Source organism: Vibrio coralliilyticus, assembly GCF_024449095.1.
GTDB lineage: Bacteria > Pseudomonadota > Gammaproteobacteria > Enterobacterales > Vibrionaceae > Vibrio > Vibrio coralliilyticus_A.
Genome location: NZ_CP024628.1, coordinates 136,356 through 156,146, shown reverse-complemented (window position 1 = coordinate 156,146; position 19,791 = coordinate 136,356). Strand labels below are relative to the sequence as shown.

17 protein-coding genes and 1 pseudogene are annotated in these 19,791 nt (G+C 44.9%); 7 read left to right on the top strand and 11 right to left on the bottom strand.

Annotated features, from left to right (window positions below):
* Positions 1 to 206: 206 nt before the first annotated feature.
* The 5 genes and pseudogenes from CTT30_RS16305 to CTT30_RS16285 all read right to left on the bottom strand — a co-directional run.
* Positions 207 to 377 (bottom strand): annotated as a pseudogene (locus CTT30_RS16305) (IS4 family transposase); the annotation flags it as partial.
* Between the two features lie 130 nt (positions 378 to 507).
* Positions 508 to 1,104: a fructose PTS transporter subunit IIA gene (locus CTT30_RS16300; RefSeq protein ID WP_252037128.1), complete on the bottom strand. Its 597-nt coding sequence runs from the start codon at positions 1,102 to 1,104 to the stop codon at positions 508 to 510.
* A gap of 10 nt (positions 1,105 to 1,114) precedes the next feature.
* Positions 1,115 to 2,806: an alpha-amylase family glycosyl hydrolase gene (locus CTT30_RS16295; protein WP_252037127.1), complete on the bottom strand. Its 1,692-nt coding sequence runs from the start codon at positions 2,804 to 2,806 to the stop codon at positions 1,115 to 1,117.
* A gap of 15 nt (positions 2,807 to 2,821) precedes the next feature.
* Positions 2,822 to 5,443, bottom strand: coding sequence for a glycoside hydrolase family 38 N-terminal domain-containing protein (locus CTT30_RS16290; RefSeq protein ID WP_252037126.1), 2,622 nt, complete (start codon positions 5,441 to 5,443; stop codon positions 2,822 to 2,824).
* An 80-nt stretch (positions 5,444 to 5,523) separates the two neighbouring features.
* Positions 5,524 to 6,927, bottom strand: a complete 1,404-nt coding sequence (locus tag CTT30_RS16285; protein ID WP_252037125.1) for a PTS fructose transporter subunit IIC — start codon at positions 6,925 to 6,927, stop codon at positions 5,524 to 5,526.
* Positions 6,928 to 7,098: 171 nt separating this feature from the next.
* Between CTT30_RS16285 and CTT30_RS16280 the strand changes: the two genes are divergently transcribed.
* The 3 genes from CTT30_RS16280 to CTT30_RS16270 all read left to right on the top strand — a co-directional run bounded on the left by CTT30_RS16280 (position 7,099) and on the right by CTT30_RS16270 (position 9,022).
* Positions 7,099 to 7,746 (top strand): MurR/RpiR family transcriptional regulator, encoded by a 648-nt coding sequence (locus CTT30_RS16280; protein WP_252037124.1) that lies wholly within the window; start codon positions 7,099 to 7,101, stop codon positions 7,744 to 7,746.
* 294 nt (positions 7,747 to 8,040) lie between these two features.
* Positions 8,041 to 8,700: a nitroreductase family protein gene (locus CTT30_RS16275; RefSeq protein ID WP_095571113.1), complete on the top strand. Its 660-nt coding sequence runs from the start codon at positions 8,041 to 8,043 to the stop codon at positions 8,698 to 8,700.
* A 31-nt stretch (positions 8,701 to 8,731) separates the two neighbouring features.
* Positions 8,732 to 9,022, top strand: a complete 291-nt coding sequence (locus tag CTT30_RS16270) for a putative quinol monooxygenase (RefSeq protein WP_252037123.1) — start codon at positions 8,732 to 8,734, stop codon at positions 9,020 to 9,022.
* A gap of 82 nt (positions 9,023 to 9,104) precedes the next feature.
* Here the strand turns inward: CTT30_RS16270 and CTT30_RS16265 are convergent, their stop codons facing one another.
* From CTT30_RS16265 to CTT30_RS16245, 5 genes are all read right to left on the bottom strand, one after another.
* On the bottom strand, positions 9,105 to 10,529 hold the full coding sequence (locus CTT30_RS16265; RefSeq protein ID WP_239835839.1) for an aspartate kinase: 1,425 nt from the start codon (positions 10,527 to 10,529) through the stop codon (positions 9,105 to 9,107).
* Between the two features lie 65 nt (positions 10,530 to 10,594).
* Positions 10,595 to 10,981 carry an ectoine synthase gene (locus tag CTT30_RS16260; protein WP_239835838.1) on the bottom strand — a complete coding sequence of 129 codons (387 nt, stop codon included), beginning with the start codon at positions 10,979 to 10,981 and terminating at the stop codon, positions 10,595 to 10,597.
* A gap of 14 nt (positions 10,982 to 10,995) precedes the next feature.
* A complete protein-coding gene (gene ectB / locus CTT30_RS16255) occupies positions 10,996 to 12,264 on the bottom strand; it encodes a diaminobutyrate--2-oxoglutarate transaminase (RefSeq protein WP_239863552.1) in 1,269 nt (422 codons plus the stop codon).
* A 15-nt stretch (positions 12,265 to 12,279) separates the two neighbouring features.
* Positions 12,280 to 12,831, bottom strand: a complete 552-nt coding sequence (ectA, locus tag CTT30_RS16250; RefSeq protein ID WP_239865314.1) for a diaminobutyrate acetyltransferase — start codon at positions 12,829 to 12,831, stop codon at positions 12,280 to 12,282.
* A 645-nt stretch (positions 12,832 to 13,476) separates the two neighbouring features.
* Positions 13,477 to 13,866 (bottom strand): winged helix-turn-helix transcriptional regulator, encoded by a 390-nt coding sequence (locus CTT30_RS16245; RefSeq protein WP_239835833.1) that lies wholly within the window; start codon positions 13,864 to 13,866, stop codon positions 13,477 to 13,479.
* Positions 13,867 to 14,014: 148 nt separating this feature from the next.
* Between CTT30_RS16245 and CTT30_RS16240 the strand changes: the two genes are divergently transcribed.
* Positions 14,015 to 14,557, top strand: coding sequence for a nuclear transport factor 2 family protein (locus CTT30_RS16240; protein WP_239835831.1), 543 nt, complete (start codon positions 14,015 to 14,017; stop codon positions 14,555 to 14,557).
* A gap of 74 nt (positions 14,558 to 14,631) precedes the next feature.
* On the opposite strand, the gene CTT30_RS16235 is transcribed toward CTT30_RS16240, so the two are convergent.
* Positions 14,632 to 15,312: a DUF1826 domain-containing protein gene (locus CTT30_RS16235; protein ID WP_252037122.1), complete on the bottom strand. Its 681-nt coding sequence runs from the start codon at positions 15,310 to 15,312 to the stop codon at positions 14,632 to 14,634.
* 405 nt (positions 15,313 to 15,717) lie between these two features.
* On the opposite strand from CTT30_RS16235, the gene CTT30_RS16230 reads away from it, so the two are divergent.
* From CTT30_RS16230 to CTT30_RS16220, 3 genes are all read left to right on the top strand, one after another.
* Positions 15,718 to 16,692, top strand: coding sequence for a DUF1852 domain-containing protein (locus CTT30_RS16230; protein WP_252037121.1), 975 nt, complete (start codon positions 15,718 to 15,720; stop codon positions 16,690 to 16,692).
* Positions 16,693 to 16,721: 29 nt separating this feature from the next.
* On the top strand, positions 16,722 to 17,750 hold the full coding sequence (locus CTT30_RS16225) for a methionine synthase (protein WP_239863549.1): 1,029 nt from the start codon (positions 16,722 to 16,724) through the stop codon (positions 17,748 to 17,750).
* 491 nt (positions 17,751 to 18,241) lie between these two features.
* A complete protein-coding gene (locus tag CTT30_RS16220; protein ID WP_252037120.1) occupies positions 18,242 to 19,783 on the top strand; it encodes an ABC-F family ATP-binding cassette domain-containing protein in 1,542 nt (513 codons plus the stop codon).
* Positions 19,784 to 19,791 lie beyond the last annotated feature (8 nt).

Genomic DNA, 19,791 nt, shown 5'->3' with positions numbered 1-19,791 from the left:
GAGATCATCACCTGCCACCAAGGATTCAGACCCTTCACCTCTTGGGATGGTTCACCCAAGCATAGCGCGAGCCCGAGGCAGGCGAACCACGCGAAGAGGTAGAGCGGCTGGAGCAATTGCAGCGTGCCATACAAACACAGTACCAGCAGCAGCGCCCATAACCGCTTGGATTCAGTGGAGCGATTTTGGCTGGCATACCGAAGGTGATAAAGGACCATATCACTGGGTGATCGACGTCGACGAATCGTTGCTTTATCTGAGAGCACAGCGGCTTTGGCTACCCACTTATCGGGAATGTGTTCAGAAAAGGTGGTGAGTTGGGCGACATCAACAGGGTTTTCTTCGAGGAAGTCGGCAAAGAAGTTTTGAATAGACATAAAAATCGGAAACCTATAAACAGGTTTCCGATTGTCTCTCATCAGAAGGATCGGTCAACCGATCCTTATCTGATCTACATTGCGGTCATGCCGGGCAAAACAGAGAGAAAAATCCCTAAGACTTATCGTCTTAAAGCAATAAGAACAAGAAAGCAGAAATCAGAACACCCGCACCCAAGACAAATGGATACGCATGACGACTGATATCCTTTGCCATTTCGGGTTGCTCTTCTTCTACTTCCGGTTCAGGGGCTGCTTCTGTTGACACGTCTTCTTCAGCGCCAAACAGCTGCATGACTTCTTTACTCGATTTCGCTGCCACCAACTGGTCACGGAAATCGTCATCCACTAGAGAGGAAGTGAGTGTAGTCAGCACTTCCATATGTGTTGAGCCAGCTTCCGCTGGCGGAATGGCGAGCAAAAAGATCATGGTCACAGGCTCATCGCCATCCAGACCTTTCCACATCATTTCATCTTTAACGAATGCACAGGCAAATACAGGTTCCGTGACCGCAGCAGATTTACCATGCGGCACGGCAAGATATTCACCCAGTGCTGTCGGTCCCTCGTCTTCACGCTTCAATACCGCTTCTAGAAACTGACTCTTATCCGTCAGTTTTCCTTCTTGCTCGATTTTGTCTGTCAGAGCATGAATAGCAGCGATTCGATCATCAAACGTCGCATCAAGCATGATCAGATTTTCAGAGGTGAGGTTCGCAAGTTTCATAGTGTGGCTCCTATTGCTCTGTCAGCCAGACAAATTGATACGGATTAAGAGTAAACTGTTTATCAAAGCTCTGGTCGCTGACCAGATCCTTACCACCAGCATCCAACGTGACGGATTGCGTCTGCTGAGACAAGTTGACGACGAAGCGGATCGCCTTGTCACCTTCACCACGCTGTAAGCCAAACAGGCCATCACCCAGCTCTAATACCTGCTGAGATGAACTTGGTGAGAAAGCAGATTGCTGCTGGCGTACGTTGAGCAAGCGTACCATTTCACTGTAGACGCTATTGCGCAGTGAACCTTGCTCAGCCAACTCGGCTTCGAGCGATTCGACCGAGAACTTTTTGCGGTTGATACGACGATTGATGCCAGACTCTTCCATTCCGGCCACATCGTTCTCACTGCCAAGGAAGCTGTGGTAGTAGACCGCAGGCACACCAATAAAAGAGAGCAAAATTGACTGCGCTGCGAGAAACTTCGCCGCTTTCGTCTGTGTGTCATCTTCAGGCTCAGTAATGGCACTCAAATAGTTAATGTTGAGCTCGTACGGTGACTGAGTACCATCCCCATTGTTCTTGTAGTTGACTCGACCACCCTTACGCTCAACCTGCTGACACATCATGTGGCGATCGTCGTCGCTAAGAATACCTTCCGTCGGACGTACACCAATACCATCATGGCTGGCAAGGAAGTTAAAGTAAGTCGTTTTGCTTCCAGCTCGCAACGATGCCATGGCTTCGCTTGTTAGTCCCTTCGCCCATTCGGTCAACACACTGCTGTTCTGGCTTAGGAAAGCATGCAGCGTTAAAGGTGGCAGTGGGAACTGGTAAACTATATGAGCTTCATCACCCTGACCAAAGTAAGAGATATTCTCTTTATGCGGCACATTGGTTTCTGTAATCAACAAAGAGCCCGGCATAACGTCATCGAGAACGATACGCCATAGCTTGATGATTTCATGGGCTTCCTCAAGATGAATACAAGTTGTATTAAGCACTTTCCAGATAAAGCCGATGGCATCAAGACGAATAGAACGACCACCGTTCGCTGCATACATCAGCAAAATATCGATGCTTTCCAACAGCACTTTCGGGCTTTTAAAGTTAATGTCGATCTGATCGTCTGAGAAGGTTGTCCAGACATGTGTCGTCTCACCCGAAGCCTTGGTAAACGGCGTCAGGAGCGGTAGTGCGCGGGGACGCGTAACGCTCGAATAATCAAGGCTCGGATCAGACTCTACAAAATAATCCTGATAAGCCTCATCGCCCGCGAGATAGCGCTGGAACCAGTCACTGCTCTTAGAGATGTGGTTAATCACGCAGTCGTACATCAAGTCAAAATGTTCCGCCAGCTCATTCAGCTCTTTCCAGTCACCCAAGTTCGGGTCAACCTTGCGGTAATCCACTACGCTGAAGCCGTCATCCGAAGTGTATGGGAACATAGGTAGAATATGAATATTGCTGATCGCGCCACGCAGATACTTATCAGCAAAGTACTTCATGGTATTGAGCGTCGGCTCTCCTTCACGGCGAATACTGTCACCGTAAGTGATCAGGTACGCCGTCGACTCGTCGACCCAGTCCTGATAAGACGGCGCGTGACCACGCCACTTATCAACCAGTGCCAAAATGTCCTGTGTCAGTGATGGTGCCAGCTCTTCATCGTACAGCTTGGCAACTTTATTAAAAATCTTCTCTTTCATTGTGATTCCAACCTGTTAAATCTTGAAACTAACCCGCAAGTCAATGGCATTGTTTGGTTTGACTATCCAATTCTGCTCGACACTCTGCTCTCGGTGATTGACACGCTCAACATCAGCGAAATGAGCGAACGCGGTGACATCGAGTTGCTGTTCACTGTCCGTCGCATTAAATAGGCGCACAATGACCGCATTGTCTTGATAGAATGAATGGCCAACGCTGGATAAAACCAACGGCTGGTTCAGTTCAAACAGGCTGAACTTTTTCTCGGCTTCACGGCTGTCAAATCGAACCTGAAAACGTTCGAGACGATTCTCAAAGCTGTTAAGCGACTGTTTCTGGTAGCTGAATGGGCTATCAAGATATTCACTTTCCAGCTCTCGGATTGTCTGATGCTCAGCGTTGTCTGCCAAAGCAATAGCAAAGCTGAACTGCATGGATTTTTGCAACTGAGCATCTGGCGTGTACACCACGGTGTTGTTGATGCCAGAGGCGCGACCAGGTCGCCATAACAGGTCATCTTTACCGAGCTTGCCTGTTGCCTTAAACAAGGTCAGAGCAATCAAGTCACTGGTATCACCTTTCAGGATCTGGAACTCTTTCAAACCACGACCATTAATAATCAGGGCTCGATCCTCTGCCGCTACAGCAACCGCGCCATCGGTGGTTTCAATATCTACCGGACATTCGCGGAAGCTGTCACGCCAGCCATCAACATTTGGTGCCACCGGACGAGTCATCAACGCAAATGGCTGAGTGCTGATGGATGTATCGATCTGAACATCTGAATTAATCAAAACGCGCACACGGTGATCATCAACCTGATTAAGCGTATCGATCTCTACTTCCAGCGATTGTTTACCTTGAGTAAGCGTCAAGCGAACGATAAATTCCGCTAGAACAGATTTTTCACCGTTCTGGCGAGCTTCTAGGTTTTCCGGAAGCTCAAGACTTGCTTTCAGGATCATCGACTGCTGGCTTTCGCCCACATGAGATTCAACCCAGCTTAGTTCACTAGTGTACAGTGGCGTATCGCCTTCCAGTGGTGAGAAGTCATAAGAATCTCCGTCATCGGCCTGCTCTTCAAAGCGGATAAGCTGCTCAATAATACGCTCTGAACGTTTATCTTTAAGCTTAAGCTGACCATTCTCTAACCAAAGCGCCAGTTGGCTATTTTCAATCTGAGTTACAGAAGATACCTGCACTTGGGTATCGCAATCTGTTTCCACTACCTGAAATACCTGATAACCCATTGCTGGTAGATCTGCCACATCAACATTGAGCTCAAATCGGTAGTAAGGAGGAACAGGCACTTCTTTTTCGCCATCCTTAGTCACTTCGATGACCTTACCACCATCCAGTGTTTCACGAGTGACTACTTCACTGCTAAGGATTTTCTCGCCATCACTTAGCGCGATGGATTCATACTTGGAAAACGCAACAACACGGGTAATGCCGCTAAATGGCGTCGTCTGACCGTTGAAGATCATCACTTCCGAATCATCACAGGCATTGGTGGCAATTTCTTTGACCACCAAGTTGTACAAGCCATGACAGATTTCTTCCGCCTGCTTAAGACGGTGCATGATATCAGCGTTGGTCGCATCGCTATTACAACCACCCATGCTATCGTGCGCGTGACACTCAAGGATCTTCTTCCATGCCAAGTCCACCAGCTCAGTGTGCACCGTCATGCCCTGTGCTTTAGCGATAGCAATCACCACTTCCAGCTTCTTGAGCAAGAACTGCTCGATCTCAAAGTTAAGCTTTTTGATGTCGTAACGCACAGAACCTATGGTCTTGTGAATACGTGTGTAGCGCGGTGTTTTGAACTCACCATAGTAAGTCTCAAACCCTTCACTATTGCGGCGTAGGAAATCGACGAAGTTTTCCATCGAAGAGATAGAATACACATCGCCAGATGGAGAACGCTCAGACGCTGCCGCTAACGTGGCTGGCAAATTCGGGTCGATATTGACTTGGTCGCCACCCGATGGAATCAATACTTCATCAAGGCCTGACAACGACTTGATCTTCTCAATCATTGGGAAGATTTTCTTATCCAGATGCTCAGCATCCGGCACGATGTTCTTCGCTGCACCGTAACCATGAACTAGGTTGTAAGCGTATATCTCATCGCCACCGTGAGATTGCCACATGAAATGGGATTTGCTGACATGTTGGTCATAATCAATACCGCGCCAGAAGACGATGTTGTCGATACCCATACCGCGGAATAGCGTTGGCATTTGCGCGTTATGACCAAATGTGTCAGGCAGGTAGCCGACTTTCATGCTGTGGCCCAACTCTTCTGCGATGTGCATGCCGTATTTCAGGTTACGGATGATGGACTCACCCGCTACGTTGTAGGTATCGGTCTGGGTGTACCAAGGGCCAATGAAGAGCTTTTTGTCTGCCACCAGCTGTGCCATACGCTCACGCATATGCGGCAGAACCTTCAGATAATCTTCAACAATCGCAGACTGACCATCAAGGTGATAGCATCTGTAATCCGCCTGACTTTCCAAAGTTTCAATCACTTTGGTGAAGTTGTAAGTCGCTAAAACGTCACTGTCTTGCTGAGTAAAATACCACTCACGATCCCAGTGAGTATGTGGAATGACATGTACTTTAGTCATGGGCGTTTCTCTAATCTAAATTCTGATTCTTGTTACCAGAGGCTCAATTTTGCAGAGCAGAGCCTCTGGTAAGTGACGTGTTAGGCGTTAGCGCTTTGCGGCTTGGTACACAGCAGTAGTGCTACTCCGATAAATAGTGAGCCAGCGAAGACGGAAATGGTGTAGCTGATTGGGTCTGAAGATAGGAACCAACCCCATACAGCTGGTAATGGCAGGCTTTGCCATACATCGAGTACAACCGCGAGCTGTGTGCCGATAATAGAACCCAGAATCATGATTGGAATCATCTTCGGATTCTTCAGAATGAATGGGATTGCGCCTTCTGAAATACCGATCATACCTAGCATCAGTGAGGTTTTACCCACCGTCTGCTCTTCGGAGGTAAAGACACGTTTGCGGAACTTGCCATCAAGAATCGCTGCCAGACCAACACCAATCGGCGGAATAACGATACCCAACTCACGAGCAATCAAGTCAAAGCCTTCGCCCATGCCATTCAGACCAAGTGCCACCGAGCCAGCCGCTTTGTTGATCGGACCACCAAGGTCAAACGCAGTACCCGCAGCAATCACCATTGAATAGATACCGCGACCTGCATCACCTGCCTGAGTGAACAGTTCAATCATCGCAATGTTCAAAGCGCCAAAGAATGGGTTGATCACGTATTCCATGGTCAGCACCATCACGACACCTGTGACGGCTGGAACCAACAGCATGGTCTTGAGCGTGGTCAGCTCTGACTTCACCTTGATCACATCATTGAGGTAACGAACCAGATAACCGACAAGGAAACCAATCGCAATCGCGCCAAAGAAGCCCGATGGGGCCCAGCCTTCAAGATCAAAGAAGCGCTTGTAGACCTCATCACTCATGATGCCGCCGATAAAGGCTGGAATAAGAGCTGGTTTACCCGCAATCGAATACGCCAGATACGCAGCAAAGATTGGGTACATAAACTTGATGGTCATAAAACCAAGCTTATCGAGCGTTTCGATTGGCGTGCCGGAGATATCGACAAACTCACCCGTGATCTTCGCGACTGCCATTAACAGGCCGCCAAGTACCACCACTGGCAACATGTAGCTGATGCCCGTCATGATGTGGCCGATCGCCACCTGATACGCGGAGCGTTTTTCTTCTGCTACTTCGATATCTGCGTCAGACTTCTCTTTACCGCGTAGGAAGACGGTTGGCAGGAGTTCATCTACGCGCTTAATCAATTCTTGAGTACGAACTTTCAGCGGGTTGGCATTATCAAAACGTTCCATGTCCATGATGGGTACATCGACAGCCAGAACAACGCCGTCTGCTGTCGCAATGTCATGCGCCGTCAGCTTGTTCTTAACACCATCACTGCCCTGGGTTTCCACTTTGACTTCGTAGCCCTGCTTCTCAGCCCATGCCTGAATTTTTTTCGCTGCCATAAATGTGTGTGCAATGCCGGTAGGGCAAGCGGTCACTGCAACGAGTTTTTTCTTACTCATGGTTGTTCACCGTATTCTTATCAACTCCGCCAAGTATATTTAGCGTCCACGTACCAAGGTACAGTTTCCTGATACAACCCACGTATGACGATACTTTTGTGATAGCAATCAAGGAAAATATTTGCCAGTTAGCGCCTAATAATGACAATTTCATTACTAAAATTGTATGCGATGAATACATTTAAGGGCATTGAGCGTGTCATCTATGAGTACTTGATCAGCCACGCGAGTGAGCTGGCCGAGATCTCTGCGAAAACCATTGCGAACAAAGCACTCACAACGACGACCTCAGTCAATCGTGTGTGTAAAAAGATGGGCTACGCCAGTTACACTGAGCTCAGGTACAAGCTTGCCGCTGATCTGAAAAAGCAGACGCAATCTGTTATTGAAGAAGATGACCAAATTCAACGCATCGAAAAAATCGCTCACTCATTAAATCATTCGCCTGTGGTGTATCTCTATTCCCGTGGTGCCTCGATTGTTAGTGTCTCTTACCTTTCCCGATTTCTATCCTTGGCGAATGTTCCTCACTTAGTGATCACAGATATCCACCAATTGGCCCGTGCCGAAAGTGGTACGGTTATGTTGATCAGTAAATCGGGAGAAACGCAGTCTGTGGTGGATATGGCCCACAATGCGAAACGCAAAGGCTTGAAGGTATTCGCGATCAGCCATACAGGGTCAACACTCGCGGGGATTGCCAGCACCAACTTAGATCTTGCTGAGCAAGTCGATGGTATCTCACCATACAGTCGCGAATCGCAAATCCATATTCTTGAATTGGTCGATGCCATTGGCCGCGAGCTACTAACGCGCTAGTCTACCGCCGCATAACACCCTCCCCTAATTCGCAGCTGTTGGTTTTCCCTGCCTGAAACCAGACGCATCGCATTAATCCTTGCCAAGTAATTATGGATACTTATTTCCATAATGATTGGAAGTTTTCGCTATTTTTCCCCCTTCTTTAATGTTGTTAATCTACGCCCATCGACATTGTTCATATCGAAGTCTTCGAGTTTTTGAGCTTGTTCGTTTACTTGAAATAAGGGTTCAACATCGTCCGAGCGGTTCGTGAGACCTAATGCAATTATTTAAATTCAACTAGGAGCCAACATGACTCACCCAATCATCAAAGATCTAAACACTCGTTACACAGCAAAAAAATACGACGCAAGTAAGCGTATCTCTGCTGAAGATATGGAAGTCATTAAAGAAGCGATTCGTTTATCTGCTTCTTCTATCAACTCACAACCTTGGAAGTTCATCGTTCTTGAGAGTGACGAAGCAAAACAACGTTTCCACAACACGTTTGCCAACATGCACCAGTTCAACCAACCGCATGCCAAAGAAGCGTCTCATACGATTTTGTTTGCTCACAACCCTCGCTTTACCAAAGACAACTACAAAAAAGTGGTCGATGCAGAAGTGACCTCAGGCCACCTCCCAGCGGAGCGATACAATGACATGTTAAACGGTGCGTTCGGCTTTGCGGAACTCAACACAGATGAGACAGGTTTCAACGGTAATTGGACAAAAGCTCAGACCTATATCGCACTGGGTAACACGCTCCACACGTTAGCGCGTATGGGCATCGCTTCTACACCAATGGAAGGGGTAGACCCAGAGCTGATCGGTGAAGAGTTCAAACAAGAACTGGAAGGCTTTGTATGTGACTTTGCGCTAGCACTGGGTTATCACAAAGACGGTGAGGATTATAACCACGGTCTGCCAAAAGCGCGCCTACCTCTAGAAGACGTCATCACGACACTATAAAGCATCAGAAAATTGACGAAAAGGTAAGCACATGAGCAAGTTAACGATTATCGCCAATATCATTGCCAAAGAAAGCCAAATTGAATTGGTTAAAGCTGAGCTAATCAAATTGATCGACAAAACACGCGCTGAAGATGGCTGCATCAACTACGATTTGCATCAAGACAACGACAACCCGGCGCATTTCGTTTTCCATGAAAACTGGGCTTCAGAAGCCGCACTGGATAAGCATCTCGCCAGCACGCATATCGCTGACTACGTCGCAGCTGTTGATGGCGCGGTAGAAACATTCACGATCAACCGTATGACGCATATTGCCTAACTATGCTATCAAGATAGAAAAGCCGCTTTGCGCGGCTTCAACACATCATCCTCATATTTAATGTCAAATAAGAGGGCACTCACTAGGCAATTAGCGCTTTCTTAATAGAGCTCGGCTCAAAGAATACTGAGTGCAAAGCACATATAGAGGTATGGTATTCATCATCATTAACAACGAATTGTACATTCACATTTCTCATCGATGAGTGGACAGCAATGGGGGTTATGCCTTTTTCCATCAACGCCAACAGCCCTTTCGTTAATGCTTCATTTGTATCAAACTGGGAGCCAATAGTTGATATCAAGGCCACCATTCGACCTTTAATATTGGCATCTGGGAAACGTTTCTCTGTCTTGTATAACACGGTATTCAATGCATCTGTGCTACCCGTCAGATAATAAGTCATTGAATTCGCATTCATCTCTTTACCTACCAATCTCACACGAGCATCTGTAATGATCTGCATTAAGTCATAGCTGACATTATCAACGCATCCCACCATGGTTTGATCGAAAAGGTGTAAAGCAAAAACTTTCTCTTTACCTGCAATAATTTCGACTTTATCCATGGTTGGACGGAAAACACCAGAGATCAGAGTGCCCGGGTGGTGAGGCTCAAATGTATTCTTAATTTGAAGCTCTATACCACTTTCGCGAAGACCAGCGGCAGCATTGGGATGAATAGCTTCCATACCCAAGTTCGCAAGTTGATCAGCCACATCGTAGTTTGTTTCCCCTAGTGGGAGCACTTTATCTGAGCCAACAACACGAGGATCAGCTGAGCTTAGGTGGTATTCTTTATGAATAACCGCAAGATCTGCTCCAGTTAATGACGCAATTCGGCTAAACGTCATTTCGCTGTAGCCACGATCATAGGTAGACATCAAGCCTTCTTTGCAAGACGCATAACCCGTGACGATAGGCAGCTCCTGAGTGACATCAATGTCTGAAAATGCTTCAAGAATACTTTCATCCAAACTAATGGGAGCCTGTGTATCCCAACCCGATAAGTCAACAAACTTTGCATTCACTCCCATGTTTTTCAGCTTGAGTGCCGTATTGTAGGCACTGTGGGCTTCACCGATTGAAGAAAGAAACTCACGAATTTGAGGGAGGTAATGACGAAGTGAAAACTGACCGTATTGGCACGTTTCCAGTATGTTAGAAATACATATCTTAGCTTCCGAAATCCGAGAACGAATGAACTTATCTGAGCGTAAGCGATTCATAGGATCAGCAAAAATATTCTCATTGGTGAGTAACATTCTTTGTTCAACACCATCAAGAGCTTGTTGCCAAGCATCGTCTCTTTTAGCAATCAATTGGTACACACCTGCTTTGCTGGTTTTTTTGCATTCGAGTAAAGCATCAGTGATACCTGCGTAAGCGGAAACAACAAATACACGGTTGTACATTTCCTCTTCGCTTTTCTTAATCAAAATATTATCTAAAACAGCATCAAACGCGGTCATTGAAGTACCGCCGATTTTCTCTACGGTATAGGTCATGTTAGGGCCTTTTAAACTGGAGGAGTGGGTAATAGCTAGGCCCACAAGCCTAGCTATTAGAGCTTCTAATCGATGAGAGGGTATACGCCATTTTCATCATGAGTCTCTTTACCTGTAATAGGAGGGTTGAATACACATGCCATCACCATCTCTTTTCCCTCATAGGCACGAAGATAGTGCTCATCGTGTTGATCTAAGATGTAAAGAGTGCCGGGCTTTATTGCATAAGTTTTACCACCAACGACTTCAATCTCTCCTTCGCCGCTCATGCAATACACCGATTCTAAATGGTTCTGATAGTGGATATGCGTTTCTGTATTTTCAAAAATCGTTGTGATGTGAAAAGAAAACCCCATGTTGTCATCTTTTAACAACATACGGACGCTTTCCCATGTCTCTGAAGCTACTCTGCGCTCACTATCTCGACATTCTTCAAGTGTACGAACAATCATCTTTTTCTCCCTAATTACGATGCTTTCTTAAATTGTTGCTGGATAACAAACTCAACAGAACGCTCAAAAATATCTAGCCCTTGTTTGAGTTCAGACTCCGTGATGGTGAGTGGGGAGAAAAATTTCACCACTTCGTCGTCAGGCCCAGCGGTTTCAATCACTAATCCATTATCAAAACAGGTCTTGACGATATCGCTGGCTAATTGACCATTGCTACACTCAATACCAATCATCATTCCTCGCCCCTTCTGTTTAACAAACATGCTAGGGTAACGAGCTAGAGTGGAGTCAATAACCTCTGACACGAGGGCAGAGCAACTTTCAATATGCTTTTCAAATGGTTCGCTATCCGACCAATAAGCCTTGAGAGCAGCGGTTGCGGTAACAAAGGCATGATTATTACCACGGAAAGTTCCGTTATGTTCCCCTGGTTTCCAAACATCTAATTCAGGCTTCATCAGTACAATAGCCATTGGTAGGCCATAACCACCAATGGACTTTGATAGCGTGACCATATCTGGCTTAATACCTGCGGATTCAAAACTAAAGAAGGTGCCGGTACGTCCACATCCCGCTTGGATATCATCGACGATTAATAAAATATCGTGCTGCGAGCAGATTTTGCTCAGACGCTGTAACCATTTGTCAGAAGCTGCGTTGAGCCCCCCCTCGCCTTGAACCGTTTCTACAAGTGCTGCGGCAGGTTTATCAAGGCCAGAAGAGTTATCATTTAACATCGTTTCAAACAATTTTAAGCCATCGATATCCGCATAGCCTTCAAAAGGGATACGCGTGACATTGTTTAAACTGACTCCCGCCCCCTGACGATGATGCTGATTACCAGTTGCTGCTAACGCACCAGACGTACAACCGTGAAAACCATTAGTAAACGCAACAATTGAGCTCCTTCCTTTTGCCTTTCTCGCTAGTTTAAGAGCAGCCTCAACAGCATTAGTGCCTGTAGGACCCGTAAATTGGACTTTGTAGTTAAGGCCTCGTGGCTCAAATATATTCTGCTTCAATGCATTAAGAAAATCTGACTTGGCCGTTGAGTGCATATCAAGCCCATGTGTAATTCCATCAGCTTCAATATAGTCAAGCAAAGCTTGTTTAAATATCGGGTTGTTGTGACCGTAGTTGAGTGACCCTGCACCAGCAAGAAAATCTAGGTATTTTTCACCGGATTGCGTCTCCAACCAGCACCCTTTTGCTTTGGTAAAAACGACCGGAAAGCTGTTGCAGTAAGAACGTACTTGTGATTCTTGTTTATCAAAAATATCCATGATTAGACCGTTTATCTATCCTGTGGTTTGAGTGTTTTTGAGCGGAATTCGATACAAATATTCAGTATCGTGCTCCCCTTTAAAATGTGTGTTTTGGTCGAGAAATGTTGAAATGCTTCCCTGAAGGCCATTCCGAGCATCGACCTTCTTGAACAGTGCCCAAGAAGAGCCATTATCTTGGGTAATGGTCGTTTCAATTGCCGTAATATTTTGTAGAGCATCTCTCGCTAACAGGGCATCGATCATTCTTAGCGCTAGGCCCTTCCCACGAAAATTAGGCGCAACGGCCACCTGCCAAATGAACAATGTGCTGGGCTCTTCCGGCTTGCGATAGCCAGAAACAAAACCTGAGATCTCACCTTTGTAGCGTGCTAAAAGGCAAGTTTGGCGAAAGTGGGTAGATTGCAAAAAGTTGCAATAAGAAGAATTGGTATCCAATGGCGGACACTGGGCAATAAGCTTGAAAATATCATGACCATCTTCAGCGCTAGGTACACTGAATGATCCGAAGTGCTGGCACTCTTCGTCAATCTCAGGAAAAGCAACCCAAGGAGCCACTGCGATCATAGGAATATGCATTTACTTTGTACTCTAAACAATTTCACTGCTTATTATCGTGCATCAAATAGCGAACAAAGCAAGAAAACAGCCTCAAAAACTTAATTTATGTGACAAAGGCCACACATTAAAACGAGCGCAACCAAAAAAATAGATTAGAAATCTAATGTTTAGAATTTTAAACATTAAAAGTGATAACTAACCAAAGAAAGAGTAGGATTATGTATGAAAATAAAAATGATCACGATGAAGATTTTCATCTAGTTTAGACTTAAAACATTAAAAATTAATAAAAAATTAATAATGGAAAAATGAAATACGATTGACTCTTCATAAGCCAGTCGATGATAGAGGATAAAACTTACTTAGAGGGCGAAATAATAAAATAATCGCTTTGGACGTTGAAAAACCAAAACGTTAGCTGATAAAGAGAGGTACAAAAATAATATAAATAATTGAATTATATGAGTTTTAATCCATTTCGGCGATTAACACTAAATAGACCAACCTTGAGCAATCCATTACGTTAAACTCACAACAGTGGAAGATATCGCCCTCCTAGGCAAATATCATCCTAACGAAAAGTTTACCTAACATCGCCCACATATAGAAAGGGGCTGCTCAGCGAGATTGATAACAGAGCAATGCAACACGCTAACGCTTATTTGCTCTCTCATCATAAGCTTGACGAGCACACTCTATCTCCTGCCTGTGATCATCTGCCCAACAGACTAATTGATATAGAGGCTTCACCAGTTCTCGCCCCATATCCGTTAAACAATATTCTACCTTTACCGGGACTTCAGGATAGACGGTTCTATTGACGTAGCCTTCACGCTCTAAATCTCTCAAAGTTTGAGTCAACATTCTTTGAGATATGCCTTCTATCCTAGATTTCAAAGAGTTGAACCTATCCGCCCCATCTACCAGAGCAAACAGGATGAGTAGTGACCATTTGTCGCCAATTTGGGACACAACGTTACGAACAGCACACTCTTGATTGTTGTAGAAAACTCTTCTTTCTGGTTTAGCTTGAGCTGACAATTTCTCACTCCTTGTCTTTTCAGAATACTTCATAGGTTACCAAAATGTGCCTAGCGTAGCTTTTAGTACCTTCTTGTCATGCAGGTTACTATTAATTACCATAGTAATCAATGTATACCAAAATAAGACATCAACATCAGGAGTCCCCATGTTAAAAGCAATGACATCTATTATTATTTTACTAATAAGTACAATAAGTTATGCACAGTCATCAGATAAAATAACGATTGATATAACGAGCTTGCAAAAGCCAAATTGGACAGAGCAAGAACGTGCAAATGCCGAACTGATTACTGATTTTGTGCAAAACTTAATGAACAATCATAATTTTGATTATGTTCTTGAGCACTACAACGACAGCACTTATGTTCAGCATAACCGCAACCTTCCGGATAAAGTCACCGGCTTAGTCGATTTCTTACGTGAGTTTGTTGAGGAATACCCTGACTATACCTATGACGTAAAACATATCTATGTGGATGGCAATTACGTCATTTTCCACTCTCATGCCACACTCAACAAAGAAGATAGAGGTAATGATGAGAAAGGTATGAATATTATTGATACTTGGCGACTTGAAGATGGCAGAATCGTCGAACATTGGGACTCAATCCAAGCTCTGGATTTTTCAATGAGGGTCTACTCACTGATTAGCGGAGGGGATATCCAAAACTCAAATGGCGTATTCTAATTGGTCAGTTACCCAGTTACACAGCCTAAATGGGGCGTTCTTCGCCCCTTGGGTTACTTGTCTAATCTCGTTATCTAGCCAAAGTCGAGTGTCATTATAAAGCGAGGTTGTTCAGGGTGAATGGCAGGTGAACGGTGAACTAGCGCTGTCTCTTCATTACCTTCCCAGCGACCACCTTTAAGCAAGGCAACATCACCACAATGCAGTTGCTGTACATCGGATTCGTGTTGATACAAACCAGAAAGAGAGTCAGGTTGACCATTACTGCCACGGCCCAGTTTTGAACGATCTAAAGCAGAGTTAGGTAGCCACTCAGTTGCTGCACCGTGATAGGTAGTCACAAGGCGACATGGCACTTGGTCAACATGGAATCGCGGGCACATCGCAGTACTTAATGTTGCAAATCGCACTCCTACCTCTTCCAAATCAAATAAATAGCAGAACATATCAACAAGCTGAGACATGTCTTTCAACAAGGATTCCGGTGCTTGCCCATTAGTCGCACAGTCAAGAGTCTCAAATGCATTTGAAGGGGAGGCAGTCAAAGACTTACTAATGGTTGGATTCGCAGCGATATATTGGCTGATCAAGTTGGTAAAGTCTTCATCGAAACGTCGTTGCCAGACCGCTATATTGACCCCCTCTTGATAGATATCACTTAACACAATTGGCTGTCTATCTAAGCGAGCATGAGAGCCACCAATCGTCTGAACTGCATCACCCGCTACAATGGGCTCGGCTAAAACCACATTCATTATCTCTCTCCTGTGTTGTACAAAACCAAAAAAGAAACGTTATAACATAACAATTAAGTTTACCAATAGTTGTTTTCTGACCTTAGGTTTCAACCTTGCTGCAAGCACACCCAAACTCTTGACTGGATCTTAAAACTCATAGTGAAGGTCAAGAGAGCATGATTACAGGGTTTAAAATGGAGTGGACGCTCAATGACCCAGAAAGACAAGGGAACATGAATTTCTTTCACAATGAATTTGAAGTAATACCATTGTTATTCAAGTCCAGAACAAAGTTATAAAGGAATCTACTCTTATACCCAGACAGAATTAAAAAATGAATAAATAGCTGTCTAGAGCATTCAGCAATGCAAAGAGTAAGAAATGACTTCAGCTTTCATCTAAGGAAATAGGATAACGTTCACCATGAATACAGACTTCACCTTTACTATCAAGAGCCTTAGCCTCGATGAAAATTACCGACCATCTGATAGCACACGCATAACAACTAACTTTGCTAATTTGGCAAGAGGCGAAAGTCGCCAGGAGAATTTACGCAATGCATTGAAGATGATTGACAATAATTTTAATGCACTAGCTCATTGGGATAACCCAAATGGCGATCGTTACTCAGTTGAACTTGAAATCGTTTCTGTGGATATGGATATTGAAGCTAACGGCGAAAGCTTCCCTTCGATTGAAGTACTCAAAACGTATATTGTCGACCACAAAACAGAGGAACGCATCGAAGGCATTGTGGGGAATAACTTCTCTTCCTACGTTCGAGATTATGATTTTAGTGTTCTTCTCCTTGACCATAATAAAGACAAACCGAAGTTCAGCATCCCAGACAACTTTGGTGAACTGCATGGCAAGTTGTTTAAGCACTTTGTTAATTCAGATACATACAAGCAGAATTTCACAAAGCTCCCTGTGATTTGCTTAAGTGTTTCTGACAACAAGACTTATCATCGCACCGACAATCAGCACCCTGTATTAGGCTACGAATATGAGCCAAATGAATCGTCCCTAACAGAGCTATATTTCCAGAAAATGGGGCTACAAGTGCGTTATTTCATGCCGCCGAACAGTGTGGCTCCTTTCGCCTTCTATTTCTTTGGCGACCTGTTGAATGATTACACCAACTTGGAGTTGATCAGTACCATCAGTACGATGGAAACTTTCCAGAAAATCTATCGCCCAGAGATTTACAATGCCAATGCCGTAGCCGGTAAAGCTTATCAACCAAGTTTAAAAAATAGTGACCATTCACTAACACAGATTGTCTATGACCGTGAAGAGCGCAGCCGCTTAGCAATTGAGCAGGGAAAATTTGCTCAAGAGCACTTCATCAAGCCATATAAAGCTGTGCTTGAGCAATGGTCTGCAAATTACGCGTAACAACTGATAAGAATAAAGAAAGGCTTACTATGAAAACACTATTACCAACTTCTACAGCAGGCAGCCTACCCAAACCTTCTTGGTTGGCAGAACCAGAAAAGCTTTGGTCACCTTGGAAACTACAAGGTGACGAACTTACCGATGGCAAGCAAGACGCGCTACGATTGTCGTTGCAAGAGCAACAAGATGCGGGTGTGGATATTGTTAGTGACGGCGAACAAACTCGCCAACACTTTGTGACAACCTTCATCGAGCACTTGAGTGGTGTTGATTTCGAAAACCGTAAAACCGTAACAATTCGCAACCGCTACGAGGCCAGCGTTCCAACGGTTGTCGGCCCAGTCAGCCGCCAAAAGTCCGTCTTTGTCGAAGACGCTAAATTTTTACGTCAACAAACGGATCAACCCATCAAATGGGCGTTACCAGGCCCAATGACCATGATCGATACTCTGTATGACGATCATTACAAAAGTCGCGAAAAACTCGCTTGGGAGTTTGCCAAAATCCTCAATCAAGAAGCAAAAGAACTTGAAGCAGCAGGTGTCGATATCATCCAATTTGATGAGCCAGCATTTAATGTTTTCTTTGATGATGTCAACGATTGGGGCATCGCTTGCTTAGAACGTGCTATCGAAGGACTTAAATGCGAAACAGCCGTTCACATTTGCTACGGCTATGGCATCAAAGCCAATACAGATTGGAAAAAAACTTTAGGGAATGAATGGAGGCAATATGAGGAAATCTTCCCTAAACTGCAACAGTCCAATATTGATATTATTTCACTGGAGTGCCATAACTCTCGTGTACCGATTGAATTATTAGAACTGATTCGAGGCAAGAAAGTAATGGTAGGCGCGATTGACGTTGCGACGGATAGTATTGAAACGCCTGAACAGGTCGCAGAAACACTGAGAGAGGCACTCAAATACGTTGACGCAGACAAGCTCTACCCTTGCACCAACTGCGGTATGGCTCCATTACCTCGCGAAGTCGCCCGCGGTAAACTTACAGCCCTAAGTGCAGGTGCTGAGCTGGTCAGAAAAGAGCTGTTATCTTAAATAGCCGGTGATTGAGATTATCGTTATCTAGCCACAAACCATTGGTTATCTGGTAACTTCATGTTCTTCAATTCACTCTTCTATTTATAGGCAACGAATAGAGCGAGTGTATATCATCATTGAGTGAAGGATTGACACCAGATCTACATTTGGGTATCTTCCGCCGGATAACGAATTTTGACTTCTCTACTATGCTTTATATCCTATTCAAGAATTTTGTCAGACGAGTGAGCTCCGCGCATTAACACGATGAAGTGTTGCTCGGAGCTGAAACTCTTTTAAATCTTCATCAGATATTACCGACTATGACGTTCCTGTTTTTTTTCAGGAGCCGCAGGTGTATCTGATTAAAAAGTAGAGAGCGGGCCGACGATGACCTTCATCGCCGGCCCTTATTGTTTCTGAGGTTCAGAAGCATTATTTCTTGAAGCAAATTCTTGTGACGGGGTCGGTATGAACAATACCGACCCCGTTTTTATGGATATAAGACCATGAGTATACTTACAATTCAAAATCTTACGTATCACATTGGCGAGAAAACACTCTACCAGAATGCCAGTTTTACGCTTTTTCCGGGCGAACATATCGGGGTAACCGGGAAAAATGGTGTCGGTAAGAGCACACTATTGAAACTGTTGCAGTCAGACTTATTACCTGATGGCGGTGACATCACGTGGCAGCCGGCTGTGCGAATAGGCTATTTAGATCAGCATGCTGTAATGAGCTCAGCTATGACTGTTCGTGACTACCTGCAAACTGCATTTGCCGATTTATTCAACCTTGAATCCGAGATGATGGCGATCTACGCCTGCCCTGAGAAATGTATGCAGAAGAGCTCTCTAGCCCGAGCCGCCGAAATTCAGGCAGCTCTGGAAAGCCAAGCATTTTATACCATAAACAATCGGATTGATGCGGTTGCCGATGGGCTTGGCATTATTCAGTTTGGGATGGAAACTCCGCTAGGAGAGTTAAGTGGTGGGCAACGACACAAAGTAATGCTGGCTTCTCTGCTGCTGATTTCACCTGATGTATTGTTGCTCGATGAACCAACCAACTACCTCGATACCATTCACGTTGACTGGTTGGCCGAGTTCCTGAGCAGCTTCGATGGTGCATTTATGGTGGTATCGCATGACCGAGCCTTTCTGAACCGGATCACGACAGGGATTTGCGATATTGATCATCAGCAAATTCGCAAATATCGCGGCAACGTCAACAAAGCTATGGAACAAAAAGCCAATGATGACGCCGCTCATACAAAGCAATATCTCGCACAAAAAAAACATATCGACAAGCTGGAGCGGTTTATCGCCAAAAATGGCGCTGGAGTGAATGCGAGCATTGCCAATGGTCGGAAAAAGCAGTTGGCCAAAATGACTCGGCTGAGCGCTCCGGAGCAGAAGAAGTCTGTCTCAATAAGATTCCAGTCAACTTCGCACAGTGTACATCAAGTCTTAGCTGCCACAGATCTTGAAATTGGTTATAGCAAGCCGTTACTACCTAAAATGGATTTCAATATTTTGCAGGGAGAAAAGGTGGTCATTGCTGGTTTTAACGGTATTGGCAAATCCACGCTGATCAAAACACTGGTCAGCGAGATTACGCCTATTGCTGGGAATATTGACATATCACAAGGGGTGAAACTGGGCTATTTCGAGCAAGAGTTGCATTGGTACGACCCACAGGCAACACCGATAAGTTTGGTCAGATCAGCCTGCCATGGCTTAGATGACAAAGCAGCACGACAGCACTTAGCTCGATTTGGCCTATCTGGAAAACTGACATTACAGCCAATTCACTCACTCAGTGGAGGGGAGCAAACCAAAGTGAAGCTGTGCCGCTTAGCTTTACAGCCAACAAATCTATTGGTGCTGGATGAGCCCACCACACACCTAGATGCCTGTGTGAAACAGGCTTTGCAACAAGCACTAATAGATTACAAAGGCACGTTGATTTTAGTGTCTCATGAACGAGAGTTTGTCGCCGGATGGCCAGATAAAGTGATCAATATCCAAACGATGCACAGTCACTGACTCTGCGT